This window comes from Saccharopolyspora shandongensis, assembly GCF_900106995.1.
GTDB lineage: Bacteria > Actinomycetota > Actinomycetes > Mycobacteriales > Pseudonocardiaceae > Saccharopolyspora > Saccharopolyspora shandongensis.
The window spans coordinates 1-12,831 of the sequence record NZ_FNOK01000036.1 but is presented as its reverse complement, the minus strand read 5'-3'; the positions used below and the strand labels follow the sequence as shown (position 1 = coordinate 12,831).

The 12,831-nt window shown below is 70.1% G+C and carries 14 protein-coding genes; 6 read left to right on the top strand and 8 right to left on the bottom strand.

Going from position 1 to position 12,831, the window contains the following annotated elements:
- Window positions 1–69: 69 nt before the first annotated feature.
- From BLW84_RS29850 to BLW84_RS29840, 3 genes are all read right to left on the bottom strand, one after another.
- Entirely contained in the window at window positions 70–480 is a 411-nt protein-coding gene (locus BLW84_RS29850) for a VOC family protein (protein WP_093271965.1), read from the bottom strand.
- Between the two features lie 77 nt (window positions 481–557).
- Window positions 558–2,006 carry an MFS transporter gene (locus BLW84_RS29845; protein ID WP_218157516.1) on the bottom strand — a complete coding sequence of 483 codons (1,449 nt, stop codon included), beginning with the start codon at window positions 2,004–2,006 and terminating at the stop codon, window positions 558–560.
- 17 nt (window positions 2,007–2,023) lie between these two features.
- Window positions 2,024–2,584 carry an NADPH-dependent FMN reductase gene (locus tag BLW84_RS29840; RefSeq protein ID WP_093271962.1) on the bottom strand — a complete coding sequence of 187 codons (561 nt, stop codon included), beginning with the start codon at window positions 2,582–2,584 and terminating at the stop codon, window positions 2,024–2,026.
- A gap of 104 nt (window positions 2,585–2,688) precedes the next feature.
- Here BLW84_RS29840 and BLW84_RS29835 point away from each other — a divergent pair, with 104 nt between their 5' ends.
- Both BLW84_RS29835 and BLW84_RS29830 read left to right on the top strand, forming a co-directional pair.
- Window positions 2,689–3,324 (top strand): TetR/AcrR family transcriptional regulator, encoded by a 636-nt coding sequence (locus BLW84_RS29835; RefSeq protein WP_093271960.1) that lies wholly within the window; start codon window positions 2,689–2,691, stop codon window positions 3,322–3,324.
- 90 nt (window positions 3,325–3,414) lie between these two features.
- Window positions 3,415–5,073 (top strand): hypothetical protein, encoded by a 1,659-nt coding sequence (locus BLW84_RS29830; protein WP_093271957.1) that lies wholly within the window; start codon window positions 3,415–3,417, stop codon window positions 5,071–5,073.
- Window positions 5,074–5,171: 98 nt separating this feature from the next.
- Here BLW84_RS29830 and BLW84_RS29825 read toward each other — a convergent pair whose 3' ends face one another.
- Window positions 5,172–5,834: an alpha/beta fold hydrolase gene (locus BLW84_RS29825; RefSeq protein WP_093271954.1), complete on the bottom strand. Its 663-nt coding sequence runs from the start codon at window positions 5,832–5,834 to the stop codon at window positions 5,172–5,174.
- Window positions 5,835–5,970: 136 nt separating this feature from the next.
- Window positions 5,971–6,447, bottom strand: coding sequence for a MarR family winged helix-turn-helix transcriptional regulator (locus tag BLW84_RS29820; RefSeq protein ID WP_143061151.1), 477 nt, complete (start codon window positions 6,445–6,447; stop codon window positions 5,971–5,973).
- An 85-nt stretch (window positions 6,448–6,532) separates the two neighbouring features.
- Between BLW84_RS29820 and BLW84_RS29815 the strand changes: the two genes are divergently transcribed.
- Window positions 6,533–7,096 (top strand): carboxymuconolactone decarboxylase family protein, encoded by a 564-nt coding sequence (locus BLW84_RS29815; RefSeq protein ID WP_093271952.1) that lies wholly within the window; start codon window positions 6,533–6,535, stop codon window positions 7,094–7,096.
- On the opposite strand, the gene BLW84_RS29810 is transcribed toward BLW84_RS29815, so the two are convergent.
- The 3 genes from BLW84_RS29810 to BLW84_RS29800 form a co-directional block, all read right to left on the bottom strand.
- On the bottom strand, window positions 7,074–7,823 hold the full coding sequence (locus BLW84_RS29810; RefSeq protein WP_093271949.1) for a GntR family transcriptional regulator: 750 nt from the start codon (window positions 7,821–7,823) through the stop codon (window positions 7,074–7,076). The two genes, BLW84_RS29815 and BLW84_RS29810, sit on opposite strands and share 23 nt — an antisense overlap.
- 38 nt (window positions 7,824–7,861) lie before the next feature.
- Window positions 7,862–8,551 (bottom strand): deoxyribose-phosphate aldolase, encoded by a 690-nt coding sequence (gene deoC, locus BLW84_RS29805; RefSeq protein ID WP_218157515.1) that lies wholly within the window; start codon window positions 8,549–8,551, stop codon window positions 7,862–7,864.
- Between the two features lie 218 nt (window positions 8,552–8,769).
- Complete coding sequence (locus tag BLW84_RS29800) at window positions 8,770–9,666, bottom strand: ribokinase (RefSeq protein ID WP_093271947.1); 897 nt, start codon at window positions 9,664–9,666, stop codon at window positions 8,770–8,772.
- 139 nt (window positions 9,667–9,805) lie between these two features.
- On the opposite strand from BLW84_RS29800, the gene BLW84_RS29795 reads away from it, so the two are divergent.
- The 3 genes from BLW84_RS29795 to BLW84_RS29785 form a co-directional block, all read left to right on the top strand.
- On the top strand, window positions 9,806–10,771 hold the full coding sequence (locus BLW84_RS29795; protein ID WP_093271944.1) for a nucleoside hydrolase: 966 nt from the start codon (window positions 9,806–9,808) through the stop codon (window positions 10,769–10,771).
- A gap of 31 nt (window positions 10,772–10,802) precedes the next feature.
- Complete coding sequence (locus tag BLW84_RS29790) at window positions 10,803–12,203, top strand: MFS transporter (protein ID WP_093271942.1); 1,401 nt, start codon at window positions 10,803–10,805, stop codon at window positions 12,201–12,203.
- Between the two features lie 399 nt (window positions 12,204–12,602).
- Window positions 12,603–12,831 (top strand): transposase (locus BLW84_RS29785; protein WP_143061150.1); only part of this gene is annotated, 229 nt, incomplete at its 3' end.

Here is a 12,831-nt window from a genome sequence, read left to right as displayed (position 1 = left end):
TCCCATCCGCTAGAACGGCTTCTCCCGCAATAGTTTTCCATTGCGCGCTCCAGCGGTGATCCCGGGCCGTCAGCCGGGGAGGTTCAGCTGCCAGGAGACGCCGAAGCGGTCGTTCACCCAGCCGAACTTGGGGCTGAAGCCGTAGGAGCCCAGCGGCATCAGCGCTGCGCCGCCCTCGATGAGCGCCGCGTAGGCGCCGTCGAGCTCGGCTTCCGTGCGGCAGTTGACGAACAGCGACATCGACGGCGTGAAGGTGAAGGCGTGCGACACGTGGCTGTCGATGCACATGAACTGCTGGCCGAGGATCGTGAACGTGGCGAGCTGCACGGTGCCCTCGTCGCCGGGGCCGTCGGCGCCGTAGCGGGTGATGTCGAGGATCTCGCTGTCCTCGAACAGCGAGGTGTAGAAGTTCATCGCCTCCTCCGCCTTGCCCTCGAACATCAGGAACGTCGTGATCCGCGGGGAATCCGGGCTGGTCATCGTGGCTGCTCCTCGAATGCCGGTTTCGCGCCGCAATCTAACGTCCGCTCCGGTCACCCGCATGCCGCGAGGAACGGTCAGCTGGCTTGCGGGACCGCGTGCCGGGCTGGTTCGCGGGCCGGGGCGAGCAGGGCCGCGACCGCCAGGGCGCCGAGCGCGGTGACCGCCGCGATCGCCCAGAGCAGGACCTGCCAGGCATCGCTGAGCTGGGCGGCCAGGAAGTCGTGCTGCGCCGCGGCCAGCTCCCCGGTCGCCACTTTCCCGGCCTGGTCGCCGACGCGGCCGGTCAGCAGGCTGATCAGCACCGAACCGAACAGCGCGAGCACAAGCGTCTGGGAGCCGCCGCGGATCGTGTTCAGCAGGCCCGCCGCCATGCCGGTCCGGGACTGGGCGACCTGGTTCATCGCCTGCGCGTCGATGAGGCCGGTGGCCAGGCCGATCCCGACGCCGACCGTCAGCAGCGGGCCGAGCAGCCCGCCCGCGCCGATCCCGGGGTGCAGCACGGTCAGCCAGGCGTTGCCCGCCGCGATCAGCAGCAGCCCGGCGGTGATCAGCGCGTGCGGCGAGACGCCCCGGTTGACCAGCCGCCCGCCGAGCAGCGGCATGAACAGCGTCGGCGCCGTCGACATCAGCATGATCAGCCCGGCGTCCCGCGCCGACATCCCGTTCGCGCCCTGCAGGAACGTGGGCAGGTAGGACATCATCCCGCCGAAGCCCAGCACCATCACGACGCCCGAGGTGAGCCAGCCGACGAACCGCCGGTTGCGCAGCAGGGTCAGGTCCAGCACCGGATGCGCGCTGCGCCGTTGGACGGCCGCGAACAGCGCCAGCAGCGCGCCGCCCGCGGCGAGCAGGCCCAGCACCAGCGGGCTCGTCCAGCCGGCCCGCGAGCTCTGGGTGATCGCGAGCATCACCGAGGCGAGCCCGGCGATGAAGGTCACCGCGCCGCCCCAGTCCACCCGCGGGCGCCGGTCGGCCCGCGACTCGGCCATCGCGAAAGTGCCTGCCAGCAGGAGCATTCCGGCGGCCGCGAAGGTGCCGAACGTCGCGCGCCAGCCGAGCTCGCCGACCAGCCAGCCCGCCAGCGTCGGGCCGATCGCCATGCCCAGGCCCGCGGTCGTGCCCATCGCGGCGAACGCCCTGGTCCGCTCGGTCCCGGTGAACGTGGACGCGAGGATCGCGCCGCCACCCGCCATCACGCCCGCCGCCCCGACGCCGGTGAGCGTGCGGGCCACGTCGAGCACCAGGATGCCCGGCGTGAGCGCGGCGGCCAGGCTGCCGAGCGCGTAGACCGCGGCGCCGGCCCGGTAGATCCGGCGCCTGCCGAACAGGTCGCCGGTCGAGCCGGCGACGAGCATGAACGACGAGGCGGTGAGGAAGTAGCCGGTCACCACCCACTGCAGGGCGCCGCCGGAGGCGTCGAGCGAGGCGCCGATCTGGGGCAGCGCCACGGTCGTGCCGGACATCGACATCGGCAGGACCAGGTAGCCGAGCAGCACGACCACCAGGGTGAGCTTGTTCTGCACGGGAGAACTCCGGTGGATCACGCGGCGTACGGCTCGGCGGCGCGGGCGGCGCGCAGGGCGCGCGCCCACCAGGTGAGCTGGCCGAGCATGCCCTTGGCGGCCTCGTTGCAGCCCTCGTCGACCGGGGCGCCGGTCTCGTCGAAGCGCTCCCAGGCGTTGTGGAAGCTGACCGTTTCGCGGACGGTCGTCGCGTGCAGTTCGGCGAAGACCAGCCGCAGCTGCTCGACGGCGCGCAGGCCGCCGCCCATCCCGCCGTAGGAGACGAAACCGACCGGCTTCGCCTGCCACTCCTCGCGGTAGAGGTCGATCGCGTGCTTCAGCACGGCCGGGAAGCTGTGGTTGTACTCGGGGGTCACGACGACGTAGGCGTCGGCGGCGGCCAGCCGCCCGGCCAGCTCGACGACCGGCCGGGCGCCGAAGTCGAGGGTGGCGGGCAGGTCGATCTCGGCCAGGTCGATGACGTCGACGTCGAGGCCGCCGAACTCCCGGGCCTGCCGGGTGAACCAGTCGCCGACGGTCGGGCCGAAGCGGCCCTCGCGGTTGGTCCCGATGATCACGGCCAAGCGCAGTGCGGACATGTTCCACTCCTCGTGGTTTGGCGCTCCGGAAGCGGCGCGATGGTAAAGTACAACATGTAATGCACTTAATGCAATGAACGTTGTACTTTGGCGGAAGGGTATTGATGAGCAGGGAAAACGTCTCGCGGCGTGGCCCGGAGAAGCGTCGGGCGATCATCGACGGGGCCCGCGAGGTGTTCGGCCGGGACGGCTACACGCGCGCCAGCATCGACACGATCGCCAAGGCGGCCGAGGTGTCGACCCGCACCATCTACAACCACTTCGCGGACAAGGGCGAGCTGTTCCGCGCGGTCATCCTGGAGAGCGCGGCGGTGGTCCGGGACGCGCAACTGGCCGACCTCGACCGGCACCTCGGCAAGATCGTCGACCTGCGATCGGACCTGATCGGCCTCGGACATGCCCTCATCGCCGCGATGGCCGAGTTCGGCGCCCACTTCGCCCTGGTGCGGCAGATCAACGCCGACGTCGGGCACATCCCGGCGGAGGTGCTGGCGGCGTGGCAGGAGACCGGGCCGCACCGGGTGCAGGCCGATCTGGCCCGGCGGCTGGCGGAGCTGAGCGACAAGGGGCTGCTGCAGATCGACGACCCGCGGCGGGCGGCGGTGCACTTCGTGCTCCTGGCCGCCGGGGAGGTGCAGAGCCTGACTTTCTGGGGCGCGCAGCCGATCGACGAGGGAGCGGTCGACGCCATCGTCACCGCCGGCGTCGAGGTGTTCCTGCGCGCCTACCGCCCGCGGTAGGCGGATGCATCCGGCGCGGCTTTACCGTCGGGGAGCGGTTCGAGCCGACCACTGCCTTCGCGCTGGTGCCCGGGTCGTTACGCTTTCAGCATGGAGCGCGATCCGGTCGACAGCCTGCTGCCAGAACTGGCGGAGTGGGCCGAAAAGCAGGCACAACCGGTGCAGGGGAACAGCAATGACGCCGAGATCCTGCTCCGGCTGCTGTACGAGCACGTTGGCCTGCCCGAACTCGGCGAACTGCGCCCGGACGATCTCGAGGAGCTGCTGCTGGAGCAGTTCCCCGCGAAGGTCGCCGTGGAGGAGGACGAGGACCTGACCGAGGTGCTCGCGACGCTCCGCGAACTGCTGACCTTCGCCGGCGACACCGGCCGGATCGAGCCGGGACAGGTCGACGACCTGCGGCGGAAGGTCGACGAGATCGAGCCGCGGTTCGCCGAGGTCGCGACGGCCCCGCCCGACGAGCAGCCCTACGACCTCCGCGAGGAGCTCGGGCTGCCGGACCGGCTGCCGCCGCTGCGGTTGCCGTCGGACGAAGAGCTCGCCGCCGCGGCGCGGCAGAGCCCGCTGCTGGACCGGGCCCGGCGGCTGGCGGTCCGCACGGTCGCCTGCCCGATCCAGGCCGGCGCGCTGAGCACCGCCGACGCCATCGCCGCCGCCGAGGCGCTCGGCTTCGCGGTTCCGGACGCCGTGGAGGGCATGGCGGACATCCCGGAGCTGGAGCGGCTGTGGGAGTGGGCGGCCGAGCTGGAATTCATCGGCCCCTCAACGGAAATCGTCGAGGTCGGCCCCAGTGTCGACGACTGGCCGGACGGCGACGACCAAGCGGTGCTGGACGTCTGGGCGGACGCGCTGGGGCTGTTGCTGGAGGAGATCTTCCAGGACGAGTGCGCCGACCTCGACCTGGAGGACGTCGCCTACTACGCGATGGTGTCGCTGTTCCTGGCCCGCAGCGAAGGCGCGCCCGTCGCCGAGCTGCGGGACATGATCCGCGATATCGCCGTGGACGAGACCACTTCCGACAGCGCGTGGGACAACTGGATCGCGAACTGCGGCGACCCGGCGGAGCGGCTGCTGGCGGTCCTCGCCGACCTGGGCGCGGTGACGATGGAAGGGGACATCGCCCGCCTCACCCCGCTCGGCCAGTACACCTTCGGCGGCGCGTTGACCGACGGCGGCGTCGAGGTTCCGCTGCTGCCGCCGGTCGAGGAGATGGCCGCCTTCGACCTGGTGGACTTCGCCAAGGGCGCGACCGACGAGGAGCTGGACGCGGAAACCGACGCCTGGTTCGAGGCGCGCGGAGCCGTCGCCGCCACCGACGACCTGCTGACCGCCGCGGCGGAAGGCGAGGCGGAAGACCGGATGATCGCGGTCTCCATCGCGGGGCCGCACGCCGCGACCGCGACGCAGCGGTGGCAGGAGGCCCTGGACGAGCCGATGCTCCGGCCTTACGCGAAGGTGACGCTGCACCAGCTGAATCCGTCCGAGGAGCTCGAATCGACGGTGGCCGACGCGGCGCGGTTGCTCACCGACATGCTCGCGGCCGCGCTCGACTCGGTCGACCCGGAGGAGCTGCCCGACGTGCTCGCGGAGACCGTGCCGGCCGGGCAGGAGCCGGCGGTCTTCGAGGAGATGTGGCGCCTGGAGCACCCGGACGTCCGCGAGGTCCTGGCCCTGATCGGCGACCAGCATCCGGACAAGAAGATCGCCAAGGCGGCCCGGAAGGCGGGCTTCAAGATCGCCGGCGAATGATCCTCGGCCGGCTCCGGTGAGCGACGGGCCCGTGTGTGTTTTGTGTTGCTGCAGCAGCACAAAACACACACGGGTCCTGACCAGCGAATATTCCGTGCCTAGGCCACGTCGAGGAGGATCTTGCGGAAGTCGTCCGGGGCGTCGCCGATGATGTTGTGCCCGATCGGCAGCGACCGGACGTGCCACGCCGGATCGTTCCGCAGGCGCTCGTAGGTCGAGGCGAACGGGGTGTGCTCGAACTCGGAGCAGAACACGTACTCGCGGCGCGGAATCCGGTCCAGCGCACCGGTGAGTCGGATGCCCTGCACCAGCGTGGCCAGCGGGTGCGGCGTCGCGCGCGGGCTCAGCACCGGCAGCGGCGCGACCGAGAAGCCGTCGCCCGCCGAGCCGCCGATGTACCACTGGTGCCAGTGGTCGTCGGTCAGCGACATCACCGAATCGCCGTCCTGCGGCACGAAGGCGTCGACGTAGACCAGCGACGCGATCCGCTCCGGCACCCGGTCGGCGGCCCCGGTGATCACCATCCCGCCGTAGCTGTGTCCACACAGGACGACGTCGCGCAGGTTCTCCTCCTCCAGCAGGCGCACCACGTCGTCGATGTGCGTGTCCAGGTTGACCGCGCCGGTCGGCGCGGCCTGCGGGCCGAGACCGGTCAGCGTCATGGGGTACGCCCGGTGCCCCTCGTCGCGCAGCTCCGCGGCCAGCTGCTCGTACCACCATCCGCCGTGGCAGGCGCCGGGAACCAGCACGTAGATCGCCATGTCTCGTCTCCTTCGAGGTCGTCGTGACCACAACCCTAGGAGCCGTTTAGGACAGGTCCTGTCCACATGAAAACCTTCTTTGGGTGTGAGTGAACGGCCCGTTCGCTTCGATAGGCGGCGCGAACGGGCCGTTCACTCACACCGACGTGCCGAACCACCCCGGAACGTCGAGGCGGAACGTCTCCGCCGGCGCCATGGTGCGCAGGTCCGACTCAAGCTCCCGAAGCCGCTGCGTGCCAAGGGTTTTCGCCCACTGCGACCAGAGCGACTCGAAGATCGCCGCCGAGCGGGCGAGCACGTCGACGCCCCGGTCGGTGAGCCGGATCAGCTTCCGGCGCGCGTCCGCCGCGTCATCGGCCCGCTCGACGTAGCCGAGGCTCGCCAGGCGATCCACGGTCTTGCCCGCGGCCTGCTTGGAGATGCCGAGCCTGCGGCCCAGCTCGCTGGCCGTCGCGCCGTCGCGCCCGATCGCCTGCAGGGCGAATCCGTGCGCCGGGCGCACCTCGGGATGCCCCTGTGCGGCCAGCTCCGCGTGCAGCTGGTCGATCAGCGAGCGGAATCCCGCGAACAGCAGCAGCGGCAGCTCGAATCCGCGCGATTCAGTCGTTGCCATATTCGACAACCTGGTTTACCTTTTCGACAACCATGTTGTCGATCCTAGGTGGCGGGTGACGCCGCCTGGAACGGGGGAACCTGACATGTTCACCGACCACTCGGTGGAATCCGCGCCCGCGGCCTCGCGGCGGGCCATGGCGGCGACGGCCGAGCGCCTCGGCCACCTGCCGGCCGCGATCGGGCGGCTGGCCGAATCGCCGCACCTGCTCGACGGATTCCTCAAGCTCAGCGCCATGTTCGAGGCGACCACGCTGGACCCGCTGGCCCGCGAGACGGTGATCCTCACGATCGCCACCCGCAACGAGTGCCACCTCTGCGTCGCGATGCACACCGCCAAGCTGACCACCATGGGCGCCAGCCCCGGGACCATCGCCGCGCTGCGCGACGGCGGACCGCTGGACGATCCGCGCCTGGCGGCTATCCGGGAGTTCGCGGTCCAGGTGGTGGAGCGGTCCGGGGCGGTGGAACCCGCAGCGCTGCAAGCATTCCTGGCGCACGGCTACACGACCCGCAACGCGCTCGAAGTGGTCCTCGGCATCGGTGCCTACACGATGTCCACGCTGGCGAACCGGCTGGTCGACGCGCCGCTCGACGAGTGGCTCGAACCCTTCGCCTGGCCGGGGCTCAGCGGGTCAGCAGCGAGGTGACCTTCACCGCGGTGCTGTTGATCCACACGTCCGAGTACTCCACGGCCTGGCCGTCGCGGGTGTAGGTCACCTGCTCCAGGTACAGCAACGGCGTGCCCGCCGGGACCTCCAAGGCCTCCGCGACGTCCTCGCGGGCGGGTTCGGCGCTGAAGGTCCGCCGGCCCTCGGCGACCGGCAATCCGTAGGACTCCTCCAGCACGTCGAACAGCGAATGCCGCTCGAAGTCGACCTTCTCGATGCCGGGGCAGAGGTCCGCACGCACCCAGTTGACCAGGTACGCGAGCGGCCCCTGCGCGCCCCGGAAGATCCGGACCAGCTTGAGCCCGGGCGTGCCGGGCGGCGCGCCGAGGAGGGCCTGCACGGTCATCTGCAGGCCCTCCAGCCGGGCGCCGATCACCTGGACGTCCAGCGCGAATCCCTGCGCGCGGAAGTCCTCGGACAGCGAGTGCAGCCGCTGCGCGATCCGCGGCTCCAGCACGCCCGCGGTGACGAACGTGCCGCGGCCGCGGGTCTGCCTGAGCAGCCCCTCCTCGATGAGGACGGCCAGCGCCTTCCGCAACGTGCCGCGGCTGACCCCCAGCTGCTCCGCGAGCGCGGGCTCCGGCGGCAGCTTGTAGTGCGCCGGCCACTGCCCACCGAGGATGTCATCGCGGAACACCGCCGCGATCTGCACGTGCAGCGGCTCGGGTGCGTCGCGCGAGATGCGCGACGTGTCGGCCTCCGTCACCTGAACCCCCGGTGTTGCGCGCCTTCGACGATCACGACTCAGTATGACGAAGCGGCCTCGCCGCCCGTGACGATCGCGATGCCGGCGCTGGTGCCCAGCAGCGACGCGCCCGCGTCGAGCAGCGAAACCGCCTGCTCGACGGACTTGATCCCGCCCGAGGCCTTGACCGCGATGCCCGGCCGGGCGCGTTCGACCAGGTAGGCGATGCTGTCCGGGTTGGCGATCTCGACCGCCCCGCTGCTGGCGTTCTTCAGGTAGGCAGCCCCGGCGTCCATCGCCAGCTCGACCGCGCGCTCCCGCTCGGCAGCAGTGAACTTCGGCAGCTCCAGCATGACCTTCACGGGGATCCCGGCGGCTTCCACCACGCCGGCGATGTCGTCTCGGAACTCCTGCTCCATGCCGCTGCGCAGCCAGCCGACCTGCACGCCCATGTCCAGCTGGTCGGCGCCGGCCTCGGCGATGGCACGAGCCTCGGCGGCCTTGCCTGCGGAGGTCATCGAGCCGACGGTGGGGAAGTCCAGGGCGCTGGCGACCTGCACGCCGGTGCCGCGCAGCCGCTCGGCGACCAGCGGAACCCACGACGCCGGGACCATCGCGGCGTTGAAGCCGAAGCGAACGGCCTCCTCGCAGTGCCGGATCATGTCCTCGCGAGTGATGCCGATGTCGATGGCGGTGTGCTGGATGAACGGTGCGAGGGAAGCCGGTCGGTCGGCCGAGTAACTGGGCACGTCGATCACCTTTCGTCTAGCGAGTGTTCCAACGGTGGTTTGCGTAGCGGTGCGGGTGGCGGAACCTCAGCGGCCTTCTCGACTCCGGGATCCCCGACTTATGTATGTCCAATACGCGGCGCTGGGGCTGTCCTCGCTGGGAGAACCCCGGCAGGGGTGGGCATCGTGAACCCGCGGCGGTGCGAGCTGAGTCCCACACCGCAAGCGGCTCACGCCGCTTATAAAGCAGGCCCTAGATCTTCGGAATGGGGCAGGCCGGGGATCACCTCGTGGTGGGCGACGGCGAAAGCCCCGGCCGCGGCGGCGTAGCGGGCGGCGCGGCGCAGGTCCCAGCCGCGGCACCACGCGACGGCGAAGGCGGCGTTGAACGCGTCGCCCGCGCCGGTGGTGTCCACGACGCGAGCCGCCCGGACCGGCGAGATGTGCGTGCGATCGGTTCCGTCGTCCACGTAGGCGCCGTCGGTGCCGCAGGTCAGCGCGATGGTCGAGGAGAACCGCTCGCGCAGCGCGTCCAGCAGGGCGTCCGGGTCGGTGGTGTCCAGGCCGGTCAGCACCTGGGCCTCGGTGAGGTTCGGGGTGAGGAGGTCGACCAGGTCCGCGGCGTCCTGGGGCAGGTCGCGGGCCGGGGCCGGGTTGAACAGCACCCGGGTGCCGCGGTCGGCGGCGGTCCGCACCGCGGCAACGACCACGTCGGCGGGGATCTCGTTGCAGACCATCAGCAGGTCGGCGGCGGCGATGGTGTCGGCGAAGCCGTCGACGTGCACAGGGCGGAGCAGGTCGAGGGCGCCGGGCGCGACGATGATCCGGTTCTCCCCGTCGTCCTCGACGAGGATCACGCCGGTCATGGTCGCGGCGTCGACGGTGACGACGGCGCTCGCGTCCACGCCCTCGTGTCGCCACAGCTCGCGGCCCTGCGCGCCGAGCACATCGTCGCCGACCGCGGTCAGCAGCGCGACTTCCGCGCCCAGCCGCGCGGCGCCGATGGCCTGGTTCGACCCCTTGCCGCCGGGGCCGAGCGAGAAGGCGGCCCCGCTGAGCGTCTCCCCGCGCCCGGGCATCCGGCTGGTGCGCATGGTCATTCCCGTGCCGTAGCTGCCGACAACCGCGATCCGCATGACACCTCCCTGTTGTGTACAAAAGTGTACATATGTGAGTCCGGTAGGCCCCGATTGACGGGTCCACAGGGCAGATTTACAGTACATCCGGCTTTGCCAAGTGAACAAAGACGTGAACAATGGCCGCACTGGAGACGTCATGCCTGAGCGCATCCCACTGGTGATCGACACCGACACGGCCCAGGACGACTGCATCGCCCTGCTCGCGGGCCTCCTCGACCCCCGAGCCGACCTGCGCGCCGTGACGATGGTCGCCGGCAACGTCGACTTCGGCCACCAGGTCCGCAACGCCTACCTGACCTGCAACGTCGCCGGACGGCTCGGCGAGGTCCCGATCCACCTCGGCTGCCGCCGCCCGATGGTCCGGGCGTGGGAGAGCGCGGAGAACGTGCACGGTGACGGCGCGGGCGGCCTGGCGATGGACATGACGGACTGCGACCCGGAATCCGAGCACGCGGTGGACGCGCTGCTCCGGCTGGCCACGGAGAATCCCGGCGAGCTGTCGATCGTCGCGATCGGCCCGCTGACCAACATCGCGACGGCCGTCGTGAAGGACCCGGACTTCGTCCAGAACGTCAAAACCCTCTACGTGATGGGCGGTTCCAACAACGCCCGCGGCAACATCACCGCATCGGCCGAATTCAACTTCTACGTCGACCCGGAGGCGGCCAAGACGGTGTTCGCGGCGGGCTTCGAGATCGTCGTGGTCCCGTGGGCGCCGCTCACCCTGGACCAGGCGGTGTTCACGCAGCCGGCGCTGGACGAGATCGCAGCGCTGGGCACCCCGCTGTCGGACTTCTTCACCCGGGTCTGCGCGGCGACGCTGGATTTCGACCGCAGCGTCGGCATCGACGGCACCACCCACCCCGACTCGCTGACGGCGGCGGTCCTCCTGCACCCCGAGCTGATCCGCAGCAGCGCCCGCTACCACGTCGACGTGGAGACGGCAGGTGAGCTGACCCGCGGCTACGCGGCGATGTCCTGGGGAGTCCACGGCCTGGAGGCGAACGCGACGGTCGTCGAGGAGATCGACGCCGAAGCGTTCTTCGGCTACATCAAGGGCCTGCTGGCCACGAAGACCACCCCGGCCCGCGAAATCGCCTGACCGCCCGGGCTTCACGAGCGAGAGCGCTGAGATGACTGCAACTGCCCCGCCGCGCGTCGCGGCCCGCCCGCCACTGGTGCTCACGGCCCTGCTGGTGGCGGTGGCCAGCTTCCAGATGAACGCGACCATGCTGTCGCCGGCCATCGACAACATGACGACGTCGTTGAACACGGACGTCGGCACGATCGGCCTGACGGCGACGGTGTTCCTGTTCGTGGCGGGCCTAGCGGGCGTGGTGCTGCCCCGCTACAGCGACATCATCGGCCGCCGCCGCGCGCTGTTCGGTTCGATCGCGGTGATGGCGGCGGGCAGCCTGATCGCGACGATCGCGCCGAACGTCGAGGTGCTGATGGTCGGCCGGGCGCTGCAAGGTGCCTGCGGCGCAACGATTTCCCTCGGCATCCTGACGCTGCGCGACATCCTGCCGACCAAGCAGTTCGGCCGCTACCTGGGCATCCTGACGGCGGTGAACAGCGGCGTCGCGGGCGTGGACACGCTGCTGGGCGGAGTCATCACGGACACGATCGGCTTCCGGGGCATCTTCGGCTTCACCTTCGCCCTGGAGGTGATCGCGGTGGTAATGATCGGAGCCTGGGTCCCGGACTCGGAGCGCACGGGCACCCGAATGGACTGGAAGGGCGCGGCGGTGATCTGCCTGGCACTGCTGGGCCTGAACGCCTGGCTCTCGCTCGGCCCGACGCTGGGCTGGTTCGCCCCGTGGCCACTGGCATGCCTGGCGGCGGGCGTGGTGCTCCTGGTGGTGTTCTGGCTGGTGGAACGAGGCCAAGCAGACCCGCTCCTGCCCCTGGCGGCCTTGCGCAGCCGAGGCGTCTGGGGCCTGCTGGTGACGACGTTCTGCACGATGGCGTCGATCTTCGCGGTCCTGACGTTCGTGTACCCGACGCTGGCCCAGAACGCGACGGCGGGCTTCGGCTACGACGGCACGACAACGGCGCTGATGTTCCTGATGCCCTACGCCCTGGCGGGCTGGGTCCTGGCGCCCCTAGCGGGAACCCTGGCACCGAAGATCGGCTACCGAAAAATGCTGAGAATCGGCCTGGTGGGAAACCTGGCGCTGATCGCGGCAACGGTATTCGCAGTGAAGTCCCCCTGGCTCCTGTTCGCCCTGGTAGCGCTGATGGGTGTGTCCTACGCGGCGTGCGCAGCAACGGCCCTGAACGGAATGGGAGTGATCTATGCCCCCAAGGAGTCCCCAGGAATCCTCCCAGGCCTAAACGCAACAATGTTCAACCTCGGAGCCTCCGTAGGCATCGGAGTCCTCTCGGGCCTCGCAGCCCAGGGAACCCCGGAAGGCGCAACGGACCCGGCAGGCTTCACAATGGCCCTGGTGGTGGCAACGGCGATCTCGGCGGTGGCCCTGCTGGCGTCCTTCGTCCTGCCAGGCAAGCAAACCTCAGCAGAGAAGATCTGACCGAGACGCAACCGGACGTGCGTTGCGGTCTTGGATCCACGCGCTGATGCCGGGAATTCCTGGGAACCCACCGCACATCGCGGACACTACGATCCGTAGCTGCCGAGTGGGAACCGGCGGTACCGCCAGAGTCTATAGTGCTGCGACTGGAACTGGTCCGCTGAAGCGCCGGCTTAAATGCCGACGTCGAAACGGCTTGGCCACGCCGCCGGTTCCAACGCGCGCGATCGGAGATGACGTCACCTACCGAGCCCAAGGGGCGTCTTTCGGACACTAGTCCCGGACGTCTTTGGTAGAACTCCTGCACCGTCTGCAGGTTCGTTGGGCAGCCACTGAGGTTGCCCCTGTGAACCGGACACCCTGATCCCAGGCAGTAGTTGCCTGAGCAAGGATGTCTCTGTGTCAGGTTCGTCGAAGTTTCCCGAGCAGTTCCGCAAGGATGCGGTCGAGTTGGCCCGGTCCTCGGATCGCCCGTTACGGCAGGTCGCCCGCGAGCTTGGGGTGAACCACGAGACGCTGCGGAACTGGGTCCGCACCGCCGAACGCGCTGAGACCGCGTCGCCGGGCAGCGTCTCCACGAGCGAGCAGGAAGAGCTGCGGGCGCTGCGTAAGCGGGTGGCCGAGTTGG

Excerpts from the sequence above, each read along its gene's own strand:
- BLW84_RS29815 (WP_093271952.1), top strand. The coding sequence starts at position 6,533 with ATGTTCACCGACCACTCGGTGGAATCCGCGCCCGCGGCCTCGCGGCGG.
- BLW84_RS29850 (WP_093271965.1), bottom strand. The coding sequence starts at position 480 with ATGACCAGCCCGGATTCCCCGCGGATCACGACGTTCCTGATGTTCGAG.
- BLW84_RS29830 (WP_093271957.1), top strand. The coding sequence starts at position 3,415 with ATGGAGCGCGATCCGGTCGACAGCCTGCTGCCAGAACTGGCGGAGTGG.
- BLW84_RS29795 (WP_093271944.1), top strand. The coding sequence starts at position 9,806 with ATGCCTGAGCGCATCCCACTGGTGATCGACACCGACACGGCCCAGGAC.
- BLW84_RS29820 (WP_143061151.1), bottom strand. The coding sequence starts at position 6,447 with ATGGCAACGACTGAATCGCGCGGATTCGAGCTGCCGCTGCTGCTGTTC.
- BLW84_RS29825 (WP_093271954.1), bottom strand. The coding sequence starts at position 5,834 with ATGGCGATCTACGTGCTGGTTCCCGGCGCCTGCCACGGCGGATGGTGG.
- BLW84_RS29835 (WP_093271960.1), top strand. The coding sequence starts at position 2,689 with ATGAGCAGGGAAAACGTCTCGCGGCGTGGCCCGGAGAAGCGTCGGGCG.
- BLW84_RS29790 (WP_093271942.1), top strand. The coding sequence starts at position 10,803 with ATGACTGCAACTGCCCCGCCGCGCGTCGCGGCCCGCCCGCCACTGGTG.
- BLW84_RS29840 (WP_093271962.1), bottom strand. The coding sequence starts at position 2,584 with ATGTCCGCACTGCGCTTGGCCGTGATCATCGGGACCAACCGCGAGGGC.
- BLW84_RS29800 (WP_093271947.1), bottom strand. The coding sequence starts at position 9,666 with ATGCGGATCGCGGTTGTCGGCAGCTACGGCACGGGAATGACCATGCGC.